This window comes from Pseudooceanicola nanhaiensis DSM 18065 (genome assembly GCF_000688295.1).
GTDB lineage: Bacteria > Pseudomonadota > Alphaproteobacteria > Rhodobacterales > Rhodobacteraceae > Pseudooceanicola > Pseudooceanicola nanhaiensis.
The window spans coordinates 22621-44614 of sequence record NZ_JHZF01000018.1 but is presented as its reverse complement, the minus strand read 5'-3'; the positions used below and the strand labels follow the sequence as shown (position 1 = coordinate 44614).

18 protein-coding genes and 1 riboswitch are annotated in these 21994 nt (G+C 65.4%); of the genes, 8 read left to right on the top strand and 10 right to left on the bottom strand.

Going from position 1 to position 21994, the window contains the following annotated elements:
• Positions 1-61 precede the first annotated feature (61 nt).
• The 6 genes from Q344_RS0121015 to Q344_RS0120990 form a co-directional block, all read right to left on the bottom strand.
• Positions 62-4321: a bifunctional class I SAM-dependent methyltransferase/DEAD/DEAH box helicase gene (locus tag Q344_RS0121015; RefSeq protein WP_028288515.1), complete on the bottom strand. Its 4260-nt coding sequence runs from the start codon at positions 4319-4321 to the stop codon at positions 62-64.
• Positions 4322-4433: 112 nt separating this feature from the next.
• Complete coding sequence (locus Q344_RS0121010) at positions 4434-5090, bottom strand: DUF6927 domain-containing protein (protein ID WP_028288514.1); 657 nt, start codon at positions 5088-5090, stop codon at positions 4434-4436.
• On the bottom strand, positions 5090-5683 hold the full coding sequence (locus tag Q344_RS0121005; protein ID WP_028288513.1) for a hypothetical protein: 594 nt from the start codon (positions 5681-5683) through the stop codon (positions 5090-5092). Before Q344_RS0121005 ends, Q344_RS0121010 begins: the two co-directional genes overlap by 1 nt.
• Before the next feature lie 66 nt (positions 5684-5749).
• The gene (locus Q344_RS0121000) at positions 5750-7723 is read right to left on the bottom strand and encodes a ParB/RepB/Spo0J family partition protein (protein ID WP_028288512.1); all 1974 of its coding nucleotides are present in this window, start codon (positions 7721-7723) and stop codon (positions 5750-5752) included.
• Positions 7724-7873: 150 nt separating this feature from the next.
• The gene (locus Q344_RS0120995; protein ID WP_028288511.1) at positions 7874-8263 is read right to left on the bottom strand and encodes a DUF3768 domain-containing protein; all 390 of its coding nucleotides are present in this window, start codon (positions 8261-8263) and stop codon (positions 7874-7876) included.
• A 90-nt stretch (positions 8264-8353) separates the two neighbouring features.
• Positions 8354-9277 carry an ArdC family protein gene (locus Q344_RS0120990; RefSeq protein ID WP_028288510.1) on the bottom strand — a complete coding sequence of 308 codons (924 nt, stop codon included), beginning with the start codon at positions 9275-9277 and terminating at the stop codon, positions 8354-8356.
• 427 nt (positions 9278-9704) lie between these two features.
• Here Q344_RS0120990 and Q344_RS0120985 point away from each other — a divergent pair, with 427 nt between their 5' ends.
• The 6 genes from Q344_RS0120985 (at position 9705) to panC (ending at position 16007) form a co-directional block, all read left to right on the top strand.
• Complete coding sequence (locus Q344_RS0120985; RefSeq protein ID WP_028288509.1) at positions 9705-10022, top strand: Dabb family protein; 318 nt, start codon at positions 9705-9707, stop codon at positions 10020-10022.
• Positions 10023-10685: 663 nt separating this feature from the next.
• A complete protein-coding gene (nadA, locus tag Q344_RS0120980; protein ID WP_028288508.1) occupies positions 10686-11738 on the top strand; it encodes a quinolinate synthase NadA in 1053 nt (350 codons plus the stop codon).
• 4 nt (positions 11739-11742) lie between these two features.
• Positions 11743-13314: an L-aspartate oxidase gene (locus Q344_RS0120975; protein ID WP_028288507.1), complete on the top strand. Its 1572-nt coding sequence runs from the start codon at positions 11743-11745 to the stop codon at positions 13312-13314.
• Positions 13311-14171 (top strand): carboxylating nicotinate-nucleotide diphosphorylase, encoded by an 861-nt coding sequence (gene nadC, locus Q344_RS0120970; RefSeq protein ID WP_028288506.1) that lies wholly within the window; start codon positions 13311-13313, stop codon positions 14169-14171. The genes Q344_RS0120975 and nadC overlap by 4 nt, the downstream gene beginning before the upstream one ends.
• A 124-nt stretch (positions 14172-14295) precedes the next feature.
• Positions 14296-15126: a 3-methyl-2-oxobutanoate hydroxymethyltransferase gene (gene panB / locus Q344_RS0120965; RefSeq protein ID WP_028288505.1), complete on the top strand. Its 831-nt coding sequence runs from the start codon at positions 14296-14298 to the stop codon at positions 15124-15126.
• The gene (gene panC / locus Q344_RS0120960) at positions 15120-16007 is read left to right on the top strand and encodes a pantoate--beta-alanine ligase (RefSeq protein WP_028288504.1); all 888 of its coding nucleotides are present in this window, start codon (positions 15120-15122) and stop codon (positions 16005-16007) included. The genes panB and panC overlap by 7 nt, the downstream gene beginning before the upstream one ends.
• A 16-nt stretch (positions 16008-16023) precedes the next feature.
• On the opposite strand, the gene Q344_RS0120955 is transcribed toward panC, so the two are convergent.
• Positions 16024-17175, bottom strand: a complete 1152-nt coding sequence (locus Q344_RS0120955; protein WP_028288503.1) for an HPP family protein — start codon at positions 17173-17175, stop codon at positions 16024-16026.
• Between the two features lie 99 nt (positions 17176-17274).
• A riboswitch (TPP riboswitch) is annotated at positions 17275-17391 on the top strand.
• Between the two features lie 34 nt (positions 17392-17425).
• Here Q344_RS0120955 and Q344_RS0120950 point away from each other — a divergent pair.
• Complete coding sequence (locus Q344_RS0120950) at positions 17426-17875, top strand: NUDIX hydrolase (protein WP_028288502.1); 450 nt, start codon at positions 17426-17428, stop codon at positions 17873-17875.
• Complete coding sequence (thiD, locus tag Q344_RS0120945) at positions 17872-18678, top strand: bifunctional hydroxymethylpyrimidine kinase/phosphomethylpyrimidine kinase (RefSeq protein ID WP_028288501.1); 807 nt, start codon at positions 17872-17874, stop codon at positions 18676-18678. The genes Q344_RS0120950 and thiD overlap by 4 nt, the downstream gene beginning before the upstream one ends.
• On the opposite strand, the gene thiE is transcribed toward thiD, so the two are convergent.
• The 3 genes from thiE to thiC are packed head-to-tail and all read right to left on the bottom strand — an operon-like array spanning position 18667 to position 21928.
• The gene (thiE, locus tag Q344_RS0120940; protein ID WP_036540239.1) at positions 18667-19317 is read right to left on the bottom strand and encodes a thiamine phosphate synthase; all 651 of its coding nucleotides are present in this window, start codon (positions 19315-19317) and stop codon (positions 18667-18669) included. The genes thiD and thiE overlap by 12 nt on opposite strands.
• Positions 19314-20117 carry a hydroxyethylthiazole kinase gene (gene thiM, locus Q344_RS0120935; RefSeq protein ID WP_028288499.1) on the bottom strand — a complete coding sequence of 268 codons (804 nt, stop codon included), beginning with the start codon at positions 20115-20117 and terminating at the stop codon, positions 19314-19316. The genes thiE and thiM overlap by 4 nt, the downstream gene beginning before the upstream one ends.
• Complete coding sequence (thiC, locus tag Q344_RS0120930; protein ID WP_028288498.1) at positions 20114-21928, bottom strand: phosphomethylpyrimidine synthase ThiC; 1815 nt, start codon at positions 21926-21928, stop codon at positions 20114-20116. Before thiC ends, thiM begins: the two co-directional genes overlap by 4 nt.
• Positions 21929-21994 lie beyond the last annotated feature (66 nt).

Here is a 21994-nt window from a genome sequence, read left to right as displayed (position 1 = left end):
GGAACGCGAGGGGGCAAAGCACCCTTCCGCGTTCCCCCCGACCCAAGGCCCACTTTCCCTTTCATGCGGCTCGCTCCGCCGCCGTTGGAGACCCTTCCCCCACGATCCGGGCCAGGATGGCGGCGGTATCGACGCCCTCCCCATGCGGCACGAAGACCCGGAGCTGGAAGGCGATGATCTCAGTGAAGCAGCCCATGGTCTTCAGCCCGTCGATCATGCCCCGGTCGGCCCCGTCGATCTCGAGACGGGCCGCGCCCGCGACCCGGCGGCGGGTGAGCGTGAGACATCGGCCCAGATCGACCGGCGCGGTGGACCCAAGCGCCGCCGTCAGCATCTCCTGCGGGGTTTTCGGTGTGCCGACCATGAACCGCGCACGCAGGGCCGCGGCGCCGTCCTCGCTGACGGTCCGGCCGATCATCGCTGTCTGTGCCTCAGGTGTGACGCGGTAGATGCGTTCGTTGCCCGAGGGGATATCCTTCCAGATCGGCAACAGCAGCCCGGTCAGCAGGTAGAGCTTCGTCGTGGTCACCTTCGGCAGGCTGTTGGCCTCCTCGTCCCAGAGGCGGCGGAACTCGGGCTTTTCGATCTCTTTCCAGGCGGAGGCCTGGAACTTCCCTTCCTCGACATAGGTGGACCCGCTTGGCCGGGTCACCTTGCGCATGAGTGTGACGATCTCTTCGTCATACATCTGCATCGGACGCGAGGAGATCAGCGCCGCACGTTCCGAGGCACTATTGATCATTGGCAGCTTGTCGGGGTTCCGGTCCAAAGCTTCTTCTGCGGAGAGGATATGGACGGGGTCCGTCACCTCAAGTCCGATGATCCGTGTCACCGCTCCGGAGCGCGGACAGGTCCAGAGATCCTCGGTCGAGACCTGCTCGATCCTCTCGCCGCGCAATGTCTCGACGCCGAGATCGAGTGTGCCTGCGGCCCGCGCCCGCTCGGTCTGATCGGCAATCCGGCTCATGAACTCGGCAAAAAGTGCATTCTGCATGTGGATCGGCAGCGCCAGGACACGGTTGAGGAAGCGCTGGATCGGCGGCAACTCTTCCAGGAGCACGCCGTCCTGGTCGATGAGCCGCAGGGCGGTCCAATCGCTGAACTGTTCGTAGCTCATGGCCGCCGCGCGCCCGGCGGCGAGATCGGCGTAATAGCCTCGCAGCGCACCCCTTGCGATCGGGCTTTCGAGATTGTCCTCCTCGCGGAACATGCCCTGGGAGCCGGTCTCGCGCTGGCCCTTGGTGAGGGCGCCCAGCTGATCAAGCCGTCGGGCGATCGTGGAGGTGAAGCGTTTCTCGCCGTGCACGTCCGAGGTGCAGACCCGGAAGAAGGGCGCTGACACCTGAGCCGAGCGATGGGTGCGCCCGAGCCCCTGGATCGCGGCGTCTGCTCGCCAACCGGGCTCCAGCAGATAGTGCCGCCGCCGCTTCTGGTTCTTCGCCGTCTTTGCGGCATGGTAGGACCGGCCCGTCCCGCCGGCATCCGAGAAGATCAGGATATCCTTCTCGCCGTCCATGAAGGCCCGGGTTTCAGAAGAATTACTGCTGGCGGACCGCTTCTCGATGAAGAGGGCACCTTCACTGGCTTTCAGGGGGCGGATGGAGCGCCCTGTCACCTCGGCCACGACCTCATCCCCGAAGGCCCAGAGGATCTGGTCGAGCGCCGAAGGGATCGGCGCCAGGGACATCAGCTCTATCATTGCCTCATCGCGCAAGGCCTCGGCCTCGCGGGAGACAACCAGGGCGCCATTCGCATCCCGCAGCGGCTCCACGACCATGTTCCCGTCGATCTCCACGAGCTTCTGGGCATGGATCGGGAAGGCCTGTTCGAGGTAGGAGAGCACATAATCCCGAGGCGTCAACGCCCCCTCGACCAGATCGTCTTCGGGGTCCATCGCTTCAAGCCGGCGTTTCAACAGGCTCTCTCCAGTTGAGACCACCTGGATGACGCAGGCATAACCGTCCCCGATATCCTGTTCGATGGAGCGGATGACAGTCGGAGCTTTCATACCCATCAGGAGATGGTTGAAGAAGCGCTGCTTGGTGCTCTCGAAGCGGGACTTGGCCGAAGCTTTGGCGGCCGGGGCGTTCGTCTGACCCGACGCGTCGTTGACACCAGTCGCGGTTAGGGCAGCTTCGAGATTATGATGAATCGTCCGGAAGGCCCCGGCATAGGCGTCATAGATCTCAATCTGGGCGGGTGTGAGCGCATGTTCGAGCACGTCGTATTCCACGCCATCGAAGCTGAGTGCTCGCGCGGTGTAGAAGCCGAGCGTCTTCAGGTCGCGCGCCACGACTTCCATCGCCGCAACGCCGCCGGCCTCCATCGCTGAGACGAAGCTCTCGCGGCTCGGGAAGGGGTATTCGGACCCCTGGCCCCAGAGGCCGAGGCGGGAGGCGTAGGCAAGATTGTGAACACTGGTGGCCCCGGTCGCCGAGACGTAGAAGACCCGCGCCCGGGGCGCAGCAAGTTGCAGGCGCAGCCCGGCGAGACCCTGTTGGGAGGGCTTGACGCGCCTGCCCTCGTCGGACCCGGCCGCGTTCTGCATTGCATGGGCCTCGTCGAAGGCCAGTACCCCGTCGAACCCCTCGCCCATCCAGTCGAGAACCTGGCTGAGCCGGGTCGTCCCGCATTTGCCCGCAGAGCGCAGCGTCGCATAGGTGACAAAGAGGATACCGTCGCCCATAGGGATAGGCTGGTCGGGTTTCCATTTGGAGAGCGGCTGGATGTCGGCGGGCGATCCGCCGAGATCGGTCCAGTCGCGAATGGCGTCTTCGATGAGCGTGGCGGATTTGGAGATCCAGACCGCCTTGCGCCGTCCTTCGAGCCAGTTGACCAGTATGAGCCCGGCGCATTCCCGCCCCTTGCCGCAGCCGGTGCCATCGCCGAGGAAGTATCCGAGCCGATGGGCGCGGGCCTCCGGGTCATCATCAGCCCGGGTCATCCGGGTCTGGTCCTCGTCGATCGTGAACTGCCCTGGCAGGTCGCGCCCGTGGGCGTCGTTCGCCATGAGGATGGTCTCGAGCTGGGCCTCGGAGAGATGACCCCCTTCGATCAGGCGACCGGGCAGCCTCAGGTCCGAGGCAACTTCATTCGACGGGACCGGGGGCGCGACAGATGCCATCGCAATACTCTCGACGAGCGGCGTCGGATGTTCCTGAGCCCCCGTGATCTCGATCCGCTGCGGGCGGTAGCGGGCATAGATGTCGGAGACAGGTTTGTTCTCGCGGGGGGTGGCGAAGCAGGTGAAGGCCAGCGGGATGGCGGCATGCGATTTGGGTTTGGCAGACGCCGCTTGGGCGATTGGGCGCTGACGTGCAACAGGGACACCGACCCGGCGCGACCCAGTCCGAAACTGCGCACCGGTTTGGATCGAGGGAGTGGCAGTGCGGGTTGCGGCGATATCATCGATGATTTGGCGCGCCGCGTCCAGATCGTCGACCATGGCGCGGACGATCTCGATCTCCTCCTGCACCTTGTCGAAGACCATGAGCTGGGTTTCGACGGTGGTGCCGAGTTTGCGGTAAACGTGGCCCGGAATAGTGAGCGCGAGACGGGGCTTTGCGATGGCCGAGGCCCGTGCCCAATGGGCCGCGTCTCGTTTTGGCGAAAATCCCATCGGCATGATCGCCGCGAGACGTCCGCCGGGTGCCAGCCGTTTGGCAGCGCCGATCAGATGTTTCGCCGCAATGTGCTTGTCGCGCGACCGATCGACCGATGAGGCGAAGGGCGGATTCATCACGATGACACCGGGAAGCTCGGGCACCGTCAGGAGATCATCAATATGTTCGGCGTCAAAGCCGGACACCTCGCCCCCGAACACCGCCTCGAGAAGCGCCCGACGGAAGGGATCGATCTCGTTCAGCATCGGTTTGCCACCCGCGCAAACTGCAAAACCAGCCAGCGCGCCGGTCCCGGCGGAAGGTTCGAGGACGGTTTCGCCGGGGCGGATGGCGGCAGCACGGATAGCCAGCGCCGCATAGGGCAGCGGCGTCGAGAATTGCTGGAGCCGGATTTGCTCTTCGGAGCGCCGGGTCTCCGTCAGGAGCCGTGAGGCGAGCAATCTGGCCGTCGCGAGCGCGTCCGAACCGCTGTCCCGCATGATCGCCGTCACCGTGGCGGCCTGCATCAGGTCATAGGCCATGCGCCACGACCACGCGCCGCCGGCATCGCTACCGCCGAAACTCTCGCGCATGATCCGAGCGAGCGATGAGCTCTTGAGCGGTTGCTTCTCAATCTCGCTGCCGATCAGGCGAATGGCCTGCAGAAGCTGTGGTTTCGATGGGAAATCGCGTGCGAGTGCCGGGCTTCGGTTGTCCATATCGTCTGTCCTTTGAGTCAGGTTGTGGGTCCGACAGGACAGAAAGCCGCCTCAGCGCTTTCAAACGCGCGGAGGCGGCTCAAGGCTGAACAGATAGCGATGTTGCCGGCGGTCAGGAATCGTTCCCGGCGAAAAACTCGGCCAGAACCGGACTCGCCTCACTCTTCGCCGAGCCGAGGAGCTCGGACCCGGCGAGCGAGGCTTTCGACAGGCGCACGAGGCCGCCTGTCTCCTCGATGCGGTAGCAGCGACGCTTTTGCCCTCCGCGCCGGTAATGGGTGGCGGTCACGATCTGGCAGGTGCTGCCATCGGTCAGCGTTACCGGTGCGGCCAGTTTGATCTTGTCACCCTCGTCGTAGTCCGGGATCGCCGCCCAGTCGCGGCAGCGCTGACGCCAGGCATGGGCATAGCTGTCGGGATCCTTCAACTCGGAGAGCAATGCCAGAAGGCTGAGCGGCGCGCGCGACTCCACGGGCCCGGCGCTCTCCTCCATGTCCTTGTAGCCCCAGCAGCCCTCGTCATAGCGGGTGAGGAACACGGCGCCGAAGGTGATCGACCCGTCGGCATCGGTCACGTAGGTTCTGTCTTCAACCGGCGCGCCATCGATGTTGGTGAGCCTCAAAGCTGCATACCAGGTCGACCCGAGTTTGGAGGCCTTGAGCAGCACTGTCTTGCGGGTATCCGTCTCGAAGGTGCAGAGCCGGGCGATCTCCGCCTTCTCGTCCGCGTAGCTCTTCACGCGACGGTCGGTGTAGAAAAGCCAGCCCACTATGCCGCCCTCCGATCATCGATTTCGATGAGCGCGTCGAGCGGCACCCGGTAGGGCAGCATCTCGTCGAAATCTTCGCAATTGCCGTGGTTCTTCACGATTGCATGGGTGTCGGTGGCGTCCCTGAGGATCACCCGGAAGGTGCCGCCGAGGCCTGAGGGCACGTCGTAGGTGCCGCCGATCAGGTAGTCGGCGGCGCGGCGCAGGAAGACGCGGATCGTGTGGCCATCAGTGGCCAGCCGGATGGTGTCATGGCCGCGGTCGATGAGCATCTGCACGTCGTCGAGAATGTTGGTATAGAACTGACCCGTCAGATCGCGAAACGCCGCCTGCCGAGCCGCCATCCAGTCGACGTCCTGAAACGGGTCGATGCCCTCGGCAAAGGCGAAGGAGGGATCGGCGTGTTCAGTCGTGACGATCCGCGTCGTCGTGCCATCGATCCCGTTCGAGCGCAGATGGACGCCATTGCCGACGATCAGGATCAGGGCGGGTTTGCCGACCGGGCCGTTCCAGTTGGGCAGGAAGGTGGAGCAGGCGCGCGCATGCGCGATCTGAGCCGCGACGCTGGCCGCGGAGAAGCTGAGAAGTGCCATGGGATTTACCTGTAAGTAGGAGGGAGGGGTGCGACCCGCGCCGGTCGGAGCGGGTCGTCTATAGGGTCAGGCCGCTTCTGCGACGTCGGTTTCGTCTTCGGGTGTCTCGGCCTCGCTGGCATCAACCGGCTCGACACCTGCCGTCTGCATCATCGGCGGGCACCAGGCGGCGACCGCCGCCCGCTGCGCATCTGTCAGCGTTGCGAAGGGCTCGGCGAAGAGCTTGTCGCAGAATTCGACGACTTGCTTCTTGGTCGAGGAGGCCAATGTCACCGCCTCCTGCGCGAGCCCCAGCTCCTCGCCGAGGATTTTGAGGAGCCACGCCTTCTTGAAGCGATTGAAGAGCGCCGCGTTCGGTGTCCAGTGCGCCCGAATGTCCGGCATCACCTCGATCTCGAACTCATGCATTAGACTGTCGCGTTGCCAGTCCCGCGCCAAACAGGACTGCGTGGTCGCCGCCGTGGCGTAGGCCACGAGCTTGGCCTTTTCGCCGACATCGAGGACTCGGAACTGGGCAAACTGATCGGCCGGGGATTTCGCGTCATCGGCCCAGGACAGATCGAGCGCGTCATGGGCCTCGGCCACCTGTTCAAGCGAGGTGCCGTCGATCTCGTCCATTTTGGCGTGGGTACGATACTCCTGGCGCGCATCGACCTTGATCGCCTGGGTGACGCCCAAACCGCTGGTCAGCACATCCGTGACCAATTTGAAGAGCGTGAGGTCGAACGTCGCCTCCGGGTGCATCGTCAACGCCGCGCCGAGCGCCATCGCCCGCTCGGTCTTCAGGTCCTCGGTGAGCGAGGCGGGATAGGTGATCTCATCGCCGTCTGCGGCGCCGTTGTCGCTCGGTGCACCGGTGCCTTTGCCAGAACGCTCCGCCATGTCTTCAGGGCGCACCATCCCGACATGCAGGGAGATCTTGCCATGCGACCAGGACGCGATCACGCCGGAGCGGGCAAGATCCTCTTTGCTATAGGCCTCCTGGAGATCCCGCGCCTCGGCTTCCAGCGCGTCCACGCGTTCGTAGAGTTCATTGTACGCCTCATCCTCGAGCTCTTCGTTTTCCATCTCATGTTCGAGTTTCTCGAGTTCGGCGGCAATCTCATCGACACGCTTCTGGCCCTTCTCATCGGGCTCGACTGGACCCGGATAGACACGGCCATAGTCCGCCATGGCGGCATAGTCGTACTGGATGACCGCATCGGCCCAGGCAAAGCCGATCTCTGCCCGCGCCTCTTCGGCGGCGGCGGCGAGTTTTTCGAGCAGGATCGTTTCGACCAGCGCGGAATCCTCCAGCACGGAATGCTCGTCCAGGAGATCGGCCGCGATGGCGCCGCCACGCGCCTCGTAGTCCTTCCGCACGAAGGCGCCGATATCGTCGCTGACCTGCACACCGCGGGACTTCAGCGCGTTGCGGACGGTATGGGCCTGGACATAGTTGTCCTCCCTGGTGAGCGCCTCGAAGACCTCGCGTTGCACCTCCTGGCTCGGGTGATCGGCGAAGGCTTTCATCGTGTCGAGGGTGATCGATTTGGCGCGGGCCGCGGCACGGATGTCGGGATGGATGAGCCCGTAGCGCAGCCTGCCTTTGACGGCGGCGACGGTTGTGCCGAAGGTCTTGGCAATCGTCTCGGGAGTCTGGCCGTCGACCTCCATCATCCGCGCGAAAGCCTCGAACTCGTCGATGGCGTTCATCGGCGCCTGGGTGATGTTCTCGGCGAGCGACAGCGCGGTGGTCACATCGCAATCGTCAGGGACCAAACGGCAGTCGATCTTGGTGCGGTTCGTGAACCCTTTGGCGGTTTTGTCGGCGACCAGCTCCAGAAGCGCCGCATGGCGCCGGCCACCGGCGAGCACCCCGAACTTGCCACCGATCTTCTGAACGAGCAGCGGCTGAAGAAGGCCCAGAACGGCGATGCTGGCCTTGAGATGCGCGATATTCTCCGAGGCATAGGTCTCGGGGGAATTGGTCCGTACGTTCGCGGGATGCGGGCAGAGGTCGCCGATGGCGACGGTGGTAGTTTTGAATGTGTGAGTCATGACATGTCCTTCTCGACGTGTTTGAGAGGGCCGCGCGGGTCTTCGCGCAACCAATCCCCGGATCCGGGAACCAACAGGACAAGAGGCCCACTTTCCCTTTCGGAGGGTCAGCGGGCCTGTCGGTGATGGAAGGTTGGGGTGCGGCCCGCCCTACCAGTCGCGCGCCATCATGACGGTCAGCACGCGCATGGTCGTCTCGGGATTGTCGGGTGCCTCGGCGCCATAGCGGAAGTCAGAGCTGGCCTCGTAGTGATCCAGCTTCCAGAATACGGTTTCGCCCCGGATCGTCACGGCCCCGAAGTCGTGCCAGCCTTCCGGATCATTGTCCGGCTCGAATGTATCGAACGCACCGGTGGCCTGGACGGCCTCTGTGACGAAGCCATCGCCTGCCTCGATCAGGGACTGGGTCACGACGAGGCGGCCCTGGATCTGCTGATCCGGGGTGATGCCAAGGCAGGCAAACCTGCGGAAAGCGTCGTTCTGGGATGCGATGACAGCCGCGTTCGGACGCGAATAGTCTGCGGGTTCAGGATGGCTCATGGGTCTGTCCTTTCGGGATGGGTTGAAACCACCAAACCCAAAGCCAGTTTTTCCTTTCACCACGCCCTACCAGCCCGGACAGCCCCGGCCTCAAGCGGCCTGTTCCCCCTGCCCCGCCTCCGACGCGGCGACGAGATAGTCACAGGCACGCTGCGCGTCCGCCGCATGTTTGAAGATCGCCCGCTTGTCAGACCGGAGCACGCGGACCCAGTTGTCGAGATAGGCCGCGTTCAGCTCCAGCGTATGCGCGGAGAACCCCAGCTTCTGACCCAAGAACACCGTGCAGAGCTCGGCCACAATCTCTTCCCGTGCGTAGGCGGTGTTGCCGAACCGCGCATCGCCATAGCTGCGGTTTAACCGATGCCGGGGTTTCGTCCAGTGGCCCAGCTCATGACCCCAGACGGCGTAGAAATTCCGCGGGTTCTCGAAGAGCTCGATCGGGGGCATGTAAATCTTGTCGAGATTCGGGACGTAACATGCTTCCCGACCAGAGAAGCTGACATTGGCACCGATTGCCTCGAAGAAGCTCTGCATATGCGGGATCGGTGCGCGTTCGGGATGAACTTCCGGTTCGGCCGCAGCGGGATGGAAGCGAGGGTCCAACCCCTTGATCTGATCGGCGTTGAAGACGCGGTAGGATTTCATGAAGGGGATGGTTTTGGGATCTTCGGTTTCCGCCTGGTCGCCGTGGGCGCTTTCGGCCTGCTCGCGCTCGGCCGTCCCGTAGTAGACGACCACCGACGATTTCGAGCCCTTGATGACTTTCGCATCGAGCTCGTTCGCCTGCCTCAACGTCATCCAGTAAGGCGAGGCGTATCCGGCCATCATGGTGCGCATAGTCAACAGGAAGTTATTGACGCCCTGGTAGGGTTCGCCGTTCAGGCGGAGCGGCACGGAACTGCCGCCGACCGTCCATGGCTTGCGCCAGGGCAGCACGCCCCGGTCAATGATGTCGATGAGTTCGTTGGTGATCGACGCTGCAGCGTCGAACTTGCGTTTGCTAGACTTGGACATGAAATATCTCCGATGTTTGGGGAGCGCGCGGCAGCCGCGCGCGGATCGGACAAGGGTGGTGAGCGACGCCGCGCGGGGGTACGGGTGCTGTCCGCATTCCCGCCAGACCCATCACTCCACCTCCGGATCCGACTTTCTCAAGGCCTGCTTTGACTTTCCGGAACCCGGTCATCCCGTGGTTGGATCGACCGTCAGAACGCGGACCGCCCGCCAGGAACCCGTCCTGATGCACCAACAGGAAGCCTTTCAGTGCGACGTAAGCGCTTCCCGCACACTTCGGCGGTGTCTCAGGGCAAAACCTGCTGATGGCGGGCAGATCGGGTTGCGGTGTCGGGCCGAAACCTTAGAAGGGCAGACGCGCGGGGCGCGTGCTATCTCGCGTGCGGCCCGGAACCGCTTCCCACCCTTAAACTCCCGGAGTATTTCAATGATCCGCCATGTAGTATTCTTCACTGTCCCAATCGACGGCAACCTCGACGCGGTTCGGAAGGGATTGCAGATCCTGACGCGGATTCCCCATGCGAAGCACCTCGAGATCGCTCTGAACCGAAAGACGGATCCGGCCAGCAAGGAAGTCGATGTTGTCGTCTACGGAGAGTTCGTGGATGACGCGGCGCTGGCCGCCTACAAGGCGCACGAGATCTACGCCGAATCCATCCGGCGCGTGAAACCCCTCCGCGAGATGCGCTTCGCGGTGGACTACGACACCTCTCAGGCCTTCGTAACGGCCGATGAAGAGGCCTGACCCCTCGAGGGTACCAGTAGAGGCCAAATCGGACGCTCACCGCCTCCTGCTGCGCGACGATTGGGCAGGCACCGAGATGCGGTTCACCGCACCTCGCGAGTTTATCTACGCCGACCATGTTGACGAGATGCCACGGGCCTTGGACCGCATGGAACGCGTGCGGACCGCGGGCCAATGGTGCGCGGGCTACGTGAGCTACGAGACAGGCTGTGGCCTTGATCCGCGCAATACAGTCCCTGCGCGCTGGAGGGACGTCCGCGTGACATCGACTGCGGGGCCATCGAATTCATAGATCCTTCTGGCCTGGTGCGCGGCAATGTCTCCATCCGTCCGCAACCTCGCCTTCCAAAAGGGCGATGAGGCCATTTTCAAAGTGTGAGGCGGCATCCTGTTCGATTCCGAGGTTCGCTCGGAATACGACGAATGCCTGCTGAAAGCCCGCTTCGCCTCTGGACCGGATCCAAAGTCTTGCCTGCGCACCGACGTCTGAGCCCATAATCGTATGACGGTGGCTTTCGGCACATGTTAGCGTGCGTCATTCAAATAAGACACCCCGCACACTTGCCCTTAGGTAAGTCGACCCGTAAACACCTCCCAGCCGACACCACCCGCGTGCGGTCGCGCCCTCCGCGGCGGCCCGAAATAACCTCAGGAACTCCGCTCTTGCTCGACCAGATCGCGCTGCGCGCCGAACTCGCCGATCACTACGATCTCGCCCCTTCAACCGACATCGCGCTGGCAAATGCTGACATTTTTGCCCGGATGGACCGTGTCGTGACGCCCCCCGACTGGGCGATCTATGCGCCCTATGTCGCCGCGATCAACAAGCTCAAGAAAGAGCGGAACGCCGTCATTCTGGCGCATAACTACATGACGCCGGAGATTTACCACGGCATCGCGGACGTGGTCGGCGACAGCCTGCAACTGGCGATCGAGGCGACCAAGGTCGAAGTCGATGTGATCGTCCAGTGCGGTGTGCATTTCATGGCCGAGACGTCCAAGATCCTGAACCCCTCCAAGACGGTGCTGATCCCCGACATGGAAGCGGGATGTTCGCTGGCCGAAAGCATCACCGCCGAGGGCATCGCCCAGATGCGCGCGCAGTACCCCGGTGCGCCCGTTGTCACCTATGTGAACACAACGGCCGAAGTGAAGGCCGCGTCCGACATCTGCTGTACCTCTTCCAACGCGGTGCAGATCGTGCGCGGGCTGGACAGCGACACGGTCATCATGACGCCCGACAAATATCTGGCACAGAACATCGCCAATCTTGTGCCGGAAAAGAACATTGTCTGGTGGGACGGGGCCTGCATCGTGCACGAACAATACACCGCACAGGACCTGAAGGATTTCCGCGAATGGAACCCCGGCACGCGCATCATCGCGCATCCCGAATGCCCGCCTGACGTGGTGGCCGAGGCGGATTTTTCCGGCTCGACCAGCGGGATCATCGACTATGTGACGCAGCAACGGCCGGAAAAGGCGATGCTGGTGACCGAATGCTCCATGGCCTCCAACATCTCGGACGCGCTGCCGGATGTCGATTTCGTCGGCCCGTGCAACATGTGCCCCTACATGAAGAAGATCACGCTGGAAAAGGTGCTGTGGTCGCTCCACACGATGGAAGGCGCGGTCGAGATTGACCCACAGGTCGCCGACAAGGCCCGTGTTGCCGTGCAGCGCATGATCGACCTCTCTGCCAAGATGGCCGGCTAGGGCGATGTCCCCGATCGAAACGGGTCGCGTCATTATCGTGGGCGCAGGGCTAGCGGCGCAATATGCCGCGCTGAAACTGGCCCCGCGTCCCGTGCTGATGATCTCTCCCGAGGCATTGGGAACCGGCGCCTCCTCGGCCTGGGCGCAGGGCGGCGTGGCGGCGGCGATGGACCCGGCGGACAGCGCCGATGCCCATGCCCGCGATACCGTCACTGCCGGTGCGGGCACCGTCGATCCGGGCGTGGCGGCGTCGGTCACAGCCGAGGCGCGCGATCACATCCTTGACCTGATCGGTCTGGGCACCCCCTTTGATCGCACCGCAAACGGCGGCTATGTGCTGTCGCGCGAGGCGGCGCATAGTTTCGCCCGCGTCGTGCGGGTTCAGGGCGATCAGGCCGGGGCCGAGATCATGCGCGCGCTGACGGCACAGGTGCGCGAAGCCGACCATATCCAAGTGCTCGAAGGCGTGACGGCCACGGGGCTCGAGGTCTCGGGCGGCCGTGTCACCGGCGTGGCCGTTGCCCGTTGTGATCGGGGGCAAAGCGCCAGCATCACCCTGCGCGGCACCGCCGTGTTGCTGGCCGGGGGCGGATCGGGCGGGCTTTATGCCCTCACGACCAACCCGCCGCGCATTCGGGGCCAGGTCATCGGCATGGCAGCCCGTGCCGGTGCCCAGATCGCCGACGCGGAATTCGTGCAGTTCCACCCGACGGCCATGGCCTGCGGGCTGGACCCTGCTCCGCTGGCGACCGAGGCATTGCGCGGCGAAGGGGCCACGCTGGTCAACCGACAGGGCGAGCGCTTCATGCTGGACGCCCACCCCGACGCGGACCTGGCCCCGCGCGACATCGTGGCCCGCGCCGTCTACGCCCAGACGCAGGCAGGGCTGGCCCCCGCGCTAGACACCCGCCCCGCCCTTGGCGCAAAGATCCTGACAGATTTCCCCGCCGTCGCCGCCGCCTGCCAGCAGGCCGGGCTGGACCCGGTGACCCAAGTGATCCCCGTGGCCGCCGCCGCGCATTACCACATGGGCGGCGTGGCGACGGATGCAGACGGGGCCAGCACCCTTCCCGGCCTCTGGGCCTGTGGAGAGGTCGCATCGACCGGGTTGCATGGCGCGAACCGTCTGGCCTCGAACGGGCTGCTCGAGGCGTTGGTCTATGGCCGCCGCTGTGCGCGGGCGATCGACGCGGCCCTGCCCGCGCCCACGGTTGCCGCGCCCGTCACCCTGCCCGACCTTCCCGCCGCCCAAACGCCCAACCCCGCGCTGGTCGCACGGCTGCGGCAGGCGATGACCGATGGCGCGGGCGTGATCCGTACCGCAGATGGCCTGAACCGGACGCTGACCGAGATCGCCGCGATCGAAGCCGCGCAACCCGGGTGCGAGACGCTAAAGAACATGACCGCCACGGCCACCCTGATTGCCGCCGCCGCGCTGATGCGCCGCGAAAGCCGAGGCGCGCATTTCCGGTCGGACTTTCCCCACCCCGATGGCGCAACCGGCATACGGTCCCTGATGACCCTGACCGACGCGTTGGCGATCCGCGCGACCATGACCCGAAAGGAACCGGCATGAACCAAAGCGCAACAATGCCCCCCCTGCCCGACCTGATCCTTGAACCGCTGGTCCGCGCCGCGCTGATCGAGGATCTGGGCACCTACGGCGACATCACCACCCGCACCGTCATTCCTGCCGGCACCACCTATGCCGCGCGGCTGAATGCCCGCGAACCGGGCGTGGTTTCGGGTCTGCAAATGGCCGCGCTTGCGTTCCGGCTGGTCGATCCCGCGCTGCAGATCACCACGCACAAGGTCGATGGCGACGTGATCGCGCCGGGCGACCTGCTGATGGAGATCACGGGCGACGCGGCCTCGATCCTGTCGGGCGAACGGGTCGCGCTGAACTTTGCCGGGCGCATGTCCGGCATCGCCACGCTGACCGCCGCCTTCGTGGCCGAAACGCGCGGCACCGACGCCCGCGTGACCTGCACCCGAAAGACGACCCCCGGCCTGCGTATCGTGGAAAAACAGGCCGTTCTGCATGGCGGCGGGTTCAACCATCGCTTCGGCCTGTCCGACGCGATCCTGATCAAGGACAACCACATCGCGGCCGCCGGTGGCATCCGCCCCGTGCTGCAATCGGTCAAGGCGCGGGCATCCCACATGATCCGCTGCGAGATCGAGGTCGACCGCCTGGACCAGCTGGCCGAGGTCCTGGACGAGGGTGGCGCAGACGTTGTTCTGCTGGACAACATGGACACGTCAATGCTGGCGAAGGCGGTGGACATGACCGCCCGTCAGGTGGTGCTGGAGGCCTCGGGCAACATGAAGCTGGACCGCATCGCCGAGGTCGCGGCGACGGGCGTGGACTATATTTCCTCTGGCGCACTGACCCATTCGGCGCAGGTCCTGGACCTTGGGCTGGACTTCTGAATCGGCAATCTACCGCGCACAGATATGACTTTTTCGTATATACAATCGCAATATTATTGCGCTGCACTTGCGAAAAGAGCCCCAAGCAGGTATCCCCTCGGAAGCCTGTCTGAGGAGGACCGACATGAGCCAATCCGCCCCGCAACGCAGCCTGACCGCGTCCGACATTCGTGCGCGCAAGGGGGCCGATCCGCTGGTCTGCCTGACGGCCTATACGACCCCCGTGGCACAGCTGGCGGATGCGGACTGCGATCTGGTTCTGGTCGGTGACAGCGTCGGCATGGTGCTGCACGGGTTGCCCTCGACCCTCGGCGTGACGATGGAGATGATGGTGCTGCATGGCCGCGCCGTCGCCCGGGGCCTGAGCCGCGCGCTGATGGTCGTCGACATGCCCTTCGGCAGTTACGAAGACTCCCCCGCACAGGCTTTCCGCAATGCCGCCCGGCTGATGGCCGAAACCGGGGCCGGCGCGGTCAAGCTGGAAGGCGGCGCGCATATGGAAGACACGATCCGCTTTATCGTCGAGCGCGGCATCCCCGTCATGGCCCATATCGGCCTGACGCCCCAGGCGGTGAACGCGCTTGGCGGCTACAGGGTGCAGGGGCGCGGCGCGGATGCGGACCGGATCTCGGAAGACGCCCGTGCGGTGACCCGCGCCGGGGCGTTCTCGGTCGTGCTGGAAAAGGTGCCCGCCGCTCTGGCGGATCAGATCACCGCGGGCATCGACATTCCCACGGTCGGCATCGGGGCCTCTTCAGGCTGTGACGGACAGATCCTGGTGATCGACGACATGCTGGGCCTTTTCGATGCCTTCAAGCCGAAGTTCGTCAAGCGCTATGGCGATCTTGCCAGCGACGCCCGCACCGCCATACGCACCTACGCCCAGGAGGTCCGCGCCCGCAGCTTCCCGGCCCCCGAACATGTCTTTTCGCAGGAGGAACCAGGCACATGTTGATCATCCGCACCAAGGCCGAGCTGCGCGCCCTCACGCAAAGCTGGCGTCGCGCCGGGGACAGCATCGGCGTGGTGCCGACCATGGGCGCGCTGCATGCCGGTCATCTGAGCCTGGTCGACCGCGCCTGTGCCGAAAACGACCGGGTGATCGTGACGTTGTTCGTGAACCCCAAGCAGTTCAACAACCCCGAGGATCTGGCGAACTATCCCAGGACCGAACACAGCGATGCCGAGAAGCTGACGCCCTATGGCGCGGATATACTCTATGTGCCCGATGGCGCGCAGATGTACCCCGAGGGCTTCGCCACGACCGTGTCGGTGACCGGTGTCAGCGCGGGCCTGTGCGGCGGGGCGCGGCCCGGGCATTTCGACGGGGTGGCCACGGTGGTGACCAAGCTTTTCCTGCAATGCGATGCCGACCGCGCGTATTTCGGTGAAAAGGATTACCAGCAACTTCAGGTGGTGATCCGGCTGGCCGAGGATCTGGATCTGAAGACCGAGATCGTCGGCTGTCCGACCGTGCGCGAGGACGACGGCCTCGCCATGTCGTCGCGCAACCTCCGGCTCGGGCCCGGGCCACGCGAAATTGCGCCGGTGATCGCCCAGGTCCTGGACGACGCCGCGCGTGTCATCTCCCGCGGCGGACAAGTCGCGCAGGGCCTCGATAACGCCAGGGCGGCGCTGCTCTCTGCCGGGTTCGACACGATCGACTACCTCGAGTTGCGCAGCGATCCCGACCTCAATCTGATGACCAGGGCAGACCGCCCCGGTCGCCTCTTCTTGGCCGCCTGGCTCGATGGCGTGCGCCTGATCGACAATGTGCCTGTCGCGGGTCTCGCAAGCGTCCCGACTCCCGAAGATCACCCGCTCGAGCCGGCCTGACCCGGGCCGCCGCCTCTCAGTCCTGGGCTCGCAAACCGGTCCGCGCGAGGGCGGCGATGAGATCCGTCCTGGTGACGATGCCGACGATCCGGCCCTTTTCAAGGACCGGCACCGCATCGACATCACCATCGGCCATCATCGGCAGGAGCACTCCGACCGGAGTCGCCGGTACCGCCCGAGGCCCGGCGACGCTCATGATGTCCTTGGCTCGGACCGGCTGCGTACGATCCTGGTCGATCAGGCGCCGAAACGCCGCGAGATAGCCACGGTCGAGCCGAAGCGCATCCTCGCGCGCTCGGTCGATCAGGTGAATCTGGAAGATCACGCCAAGATAATGCCCCTCGACCCCGGTCACCGGAAGCGATGTGAAGCGATGATGTCTGAACAGGTCCGCAATCTTTGACAGCGGAGTGTCCGGGCCAATGGTCACCAGATTACGCGACATGACGTCGGTCGCGAGAAGCGGACCTGTCCGGTGCGCGGCGGCCTGCAACTCGGCCGCGCCGATCAACCGCGCCAGGTCTTCGACACCCAGATTGAACGACTGGCGATACCGGTCCAGCAGCTCTTTCAGTTCTTCTCGGGACAGCCCGATGCGCTTGGCGGGATCGGGGTCTTCGGTGCGGTGGCGACTTGGCTCACCGAACTGGCGGAATGGATATCTGCGCCCCGTGAGCCGGGCGTAGATCGCAGCACAGACGACCAGCGCGAGGGTGCCTGTGGCGACGGGCGCGATCGCGAACCAGAGTCCAAGTCGCTCGACCGCCTCCGGGCTCATCGCCGCTGTCATGGCGACCGCACCCGCCGGGGGATGGATCGCGCGACACAGGATGCCGACCGTAATCGTCGACCCGACCGCAAGGGCGATCCGCAGGACAGGGTCCGCGATCACGGAACAGACCGCCACACCGACCAGTGCCGCGAGCGTGTTGCCCACCACCGCCGACCACGGCTGCGCCAACGGGCTGTTGGGCACTGCGAACAGCAGAACCGACGTCGCACCGAACGGGGCAATCAGGTAAAGGCCGAGCGTCAGGTCGACCACGGGCGACAACAGGAATGCGCCCGTCACCCCAAGCCCGATCAGGGCGCCGATCCCGGCGCGAAGGGCCTCGGCTGGCGAGGGGCGGCCAATAACCGGGCCAAGCGAACGGAACAGGGACTCCATGACTGCTGCCTTGTCTGTTTTGCCTAAAGTTTCAGCAAGCTGCGGCAGGCGCAAGCACATCCGCCCGGCATTGAACCGGGCGCTCAGCCTGATAAGCTGCCTCTCACCTAGGGGTGTCCCGACAAGGGGCTGAGATATCGCTGGCGATTGCAGCGCGGTGACCCTTTGAACCTGATCCGGATCATGCCGGCGAAGGGACAGGATCGCAGCGCTCTCTTGCCCTTGCCGGCCTCAGAATGACGAGGCCGCCTTGCCATATCAATCGACAGACCCACGCCCGATCGCGGCGACCATCGCCGTTCTTGTCCGCGACACCCAGGTGCTGCTTGTGCGCCGGGCCAATCCGCCCGATGCGGGCCTTTGGGGTTATCCCGGCGGAAAGGTGCATCAGGGCGAACCCCTGTTCGACGCCGCAACCCGGGAACTGGCCGAGGAAACTGGAGTCGCCGCAGAGCCGCTGCGCGTGATCACCGCCCTCGACGCATTTGACCACGACCCCGCAGGCGTGCTGCGCCGACATTTCATCTTGGTCGCCGTCCTGTGCCGCTGGACCGCCGGAGACCCGGTTGCCGCAGATGACGCGCTAGAAGCCCGCTGGATCGAGATCGCTGCGTTGAAGGAAGGCCACCTCGCGCTCAGCCGCGACGTGGCCGAGCTTGCGGGGCACGCGGCCGCCCTGATGGCAGAGGTGTCGGCATGATCGCCAATGTCCTCACCATTGCGGGCACAGACCCATCAGGCGGCGCGGGCATCCAGGCCGATATCAAGACCTTCTCCGCGCTTGGTGCCTATGCCTGCTCGGTCGTCACCGCCGTGGTGGCGCAGAACACCTGCGGCGTGCGGTCCTTTCAGGCCCTGGACCCCGCCTTCGTGGCCGACCAGATCGACGCGGTCTTCGACGACGTGCGCATCGACGCGGTCAAGATCGGGATGATCGCCAATGCGGGTATCGCCGGAGCCGTGGCCGACCGGCTGGCACATCACGGGGCGCGCAACATCGTGCTGGACCCGGTGATGGTGGCGAAAAGCGGCCAAGCGCTGCTGGACCCCGAGGCCGTGTCGGCGGTGCGCGAACGGCTTGTCCCGCTGGCTTCGGTCATCACGCCGAATCTGCCCGAGGCCGCCGTCCTGCTGGACCGCCCCGACGACTGGAGCGCCGCGACCATGACCGCCGCTCTGCCCGAACTCCTGTCTCTCGGCTCCGAGTACGTCCTGCTTAAAGGCGGGCATCTGGCGGGCGCGCACAGCACCGACCTGCTGGCCGGTCCCGAGGGTATCCAGACCCTGCGCGCGCCCCGCATCACCACGACCAACGGTCACGGAACGGGCTGCACCTTGTCCTCGGCCATTTCCGCGCTCCTGCCGCATCACGACATGCCCGCGGCCGTGACCCGCGCCAAGGCCTATCTGCACGCCGCTCTGGCCCAAAGCGACGCGCTGGACGTGGGCCAAGGCCATGGGCCGGTGCATCATTTCCACGCGCTCTGGGGCTCAGTGCCCTAGCGCGTCGATCTGCCGTCGCAACGCGCGGGCGGCGGCCTCGGGGTCGGGCTGGCCGCAGATGGCCGAAACCACCGCAAGGCCCCGCGCACCCGTCCTCAACACCGCGCCCACGTGCTGCGCCTTCAGCCCGCCGATGGCCACAGCAGGCACCGGGCTGGCCGCGACCTGCGCCGCCAGCCCCTCGACCCCCACAGGCGCCTTGTGATCCAGCTTGGAGGGCGTGGCAAAGACCGGCCCGGCCCCGATGTAATCGACCAATCCGGGGTCGACCGCTGCCGCCAGCGCAGGCGTCTCGACCGACAAACCCAGCACCATGCCCGCGCCGATCCGGGCGCGGGCCTCGGCCACCGCCATGTCGCCCTGCCCGATGTGCAGACCGTCCGCGCCGATGGCGACGGCGGCCTCAACGTCATCGTTCACGATCAGCGCCGCCCCCGTCCCCGGCAGCACGGCCTTCAGCGCAAGCCCCGTCTCGACCCGCCGCGCGGTGTCGGCCGTCTTGTCCCGCAGTTGCACGACCGTGGCGCCCCCGGCCACGGCGGCGCGGGCCGTTTCGACCATGCCGACCCCGGCGCAGAGGCCGGGATCGAGCACGAGGTAGAGCGACAGGTCAGGGCAAGGCCTTGTGGTGCGCCTCACGCCGGCACCGCCGCATCGCGGATCACCGCCCGCGACAGCTCCGCCGGGGTGACCGAGGCCAGCGCATCAAGGAACCGTGGCGCAAAGCTGCCCGGCCCCTTCGCGCCCTCATGCGCCTGCGCACCGGCGACCGCAAAATGCGCCAACGCGCTCACGGCGGCGTCGAAGGCATCCCCGGCCACCGCCGCATAGGCCCCACAGAGGCAGGTCAGCGAACAGCCCAAGGCGGTGTTCATCGGCATGTAAGGCGATCCGCCCTCGATCCGCACAGCGCGGGTGCCGTCGGTGACGTAGTCGACCTCGCCCGTCACCGCGACGACCGCGCCGCTGGAGCGCGCCAACCGCCGCGCCCCCACCTCCGCCGCCGCGACCGGATCACGCCCGTCGACGCCCTGCCCCCGGCTGGCTTCCCCGGCGAGCGACAGGATTTCCGAGGCATTGCCCCGGATGATCATCGGCTGTTCTGCAACCAGCGCCTGTACGACCTCGCGCCGATAGGACGTCGCCTGACAGGCCACCGGGTCCAGCACCCAGGGCCGCCCCGCGCCCTGCGCCCCCCGGATCGCCGCCCGCATCCCCGCCACGAAGGGCGGTGACAGCGTGCCGATATTCACCGTGACCGCCCCCGCGATCCCGGCGAATTCCTCGGCCTCTTCCTCGTCCGAGACCATGGCGGGGCTGGCGCCTGCCGCCAGCATCACGTTGGCGGCGATGTTCATGGCCACATAATTCGTGATGCATTGCACCAGCGGCGGGGTGGCCCGCAGCGCGGTCAGAAGGGTTTCGGGGGTCTGGTTCATGCCTTGTCCTCCAGCGGGATGTACAGGTCTCCGCCTTCGCGGAACTTCTCGGCCATGCGGGCCATGCCGTCCTTCTGCGCTTCGGCGCGGATGTCGTGGCTGATGCGCATCGAACAGAACTTCGGCCCGCACATCGAACAGAAATGCGCGACCTTGTGGGCCTCTTTCGGCAGGGTCTCGTCGTGCATCGACCGGGCGGTTTCGGGATCGAGCGAGAGGTTGAACTGATCTTCCCAACGGAATTCGAACCGCGCGCGGCTGAGCGCATCGTCGCGGATCTGCGCCGCCGGATGGCACTTGGCCAGATCCGCCGCATGGGCCGCGATCTTGTAGGTGATGACGCCGACCTTCACATCGTCGCGGTCGGGCAACCCGAGGTGTTCCTTGGGCGTCACGTAGCACAGCATCGCCGTGCCGAACCAGCCGATCATCGCCGCGCCGATCCCGCTGGTGATATGGTCATAGCCCGGCGCGATGTCCGTGGTGAGCGGCCCGAGCGTATAGAACGGCGCCTCGCCGCAGGTGGCGAGTTGCTTGTCCATATTGGCCTTGATCTTGTGCATGGGCACATGGCCCGGCCCTTCGATCATGACCTGGCAGTCGCGCGCCCAGGCGATCTGCGTCAGCTCGCCCAGAGTCTCAAGTTCGGCAAACTGCGCCTCGTCATTGGCATCCGCGATTGATCCCGGCCGCAGCCCGTCACCGAGGCTGAAGGACACGTCATAGGCGCGCGCGATCTCGCAGATCTCGTCGAAATGCTCGTAGAGGAAGCTTTCGCGGTGATGGTGCAGGCACCACTTGGCCATGATAGACCCGCCGCGCGACACGATCCCCGTCACCCGGTTCACCGTCATCGGGATCATGTGCAGCCGCACACCCGCATGGATGGTAAAGTAATCCACCCCCTGCTCGGCCTGCTCGATCAGCGTGTCGCGAAAGACCTCCCAACTCAGGTCCTCGGCGATGCCGCCGACCTTTTCCAGCGCCTGATAGAGCGGCACGGTCCCGATCGGCACAGGGCTGTTGCGGATGATCCAGTCGCGGATGTTGTGGATGTTGCGGCCCGTCGACAGGTCCATGACCGTGTCGGCCCCCCATCTGGTAGCCCAGACCATCTTTTCCACTTCCTCGGCCATCGAGGAGGTCACCGCCGAATTGCCGATGTTGGCGTTGATCTTCACAAGGAAGTTCCGACCGATCGCCATCGGCTCGGCCTCGGGGTGGTTGATGTTGGCGGGGATGATCGCGCGGCCACGGGCGATTTCATCACGCACGAATTCCGGCGTGATGACATCCGGGATCGCCGCGCCAAAGCTTTCGCCGTCGCGCGGCAATGTCTGTGCATGGGCCTCTGCCTGCGCCTTGCGCCCGAGGTTTTCGCGGATCGCGACGAACTCCATCTCGGGTGTGACGATGCCCGCGCGGGCATAGGCCATCTGGGTGACGGCCCGTCCTTGCGTGGCGCGGCGCGGCGCGTTGCGGACGGGGAATTCGGGCGTCAGCCGCGCGCCTTCGGCAAATCCGTTGTCAGCCGGCTGCACATGCCGACCTGCGTAGGTTTCGGTATCGCCGCGGGCCGCAATCCAGTCCTCGCGCAGGCGCGGCAGGCCCCGGTCGATGGCGATCTGCGCATCCGGGTCCGTATAGGGACCCGAACTGTCATAGACGGTGACGGGCGGTTCCCCGGCCGTGGGGTGCAGGTCGATCTCGCGCATGGGGACGCGGATATCGGGGTGACGGTTGCCCGCGTGCCAGACGCGGCGCGAGGCGGGCAAAGGGCCCGTGGTGACGGTTGGGTTGAGATCTTTCATCGGTCAGAGCCTCCGGTGCTCAAAGCGTAGGAGACCCAGTTCCGCGTCGAATGGGATTGCCGGTGT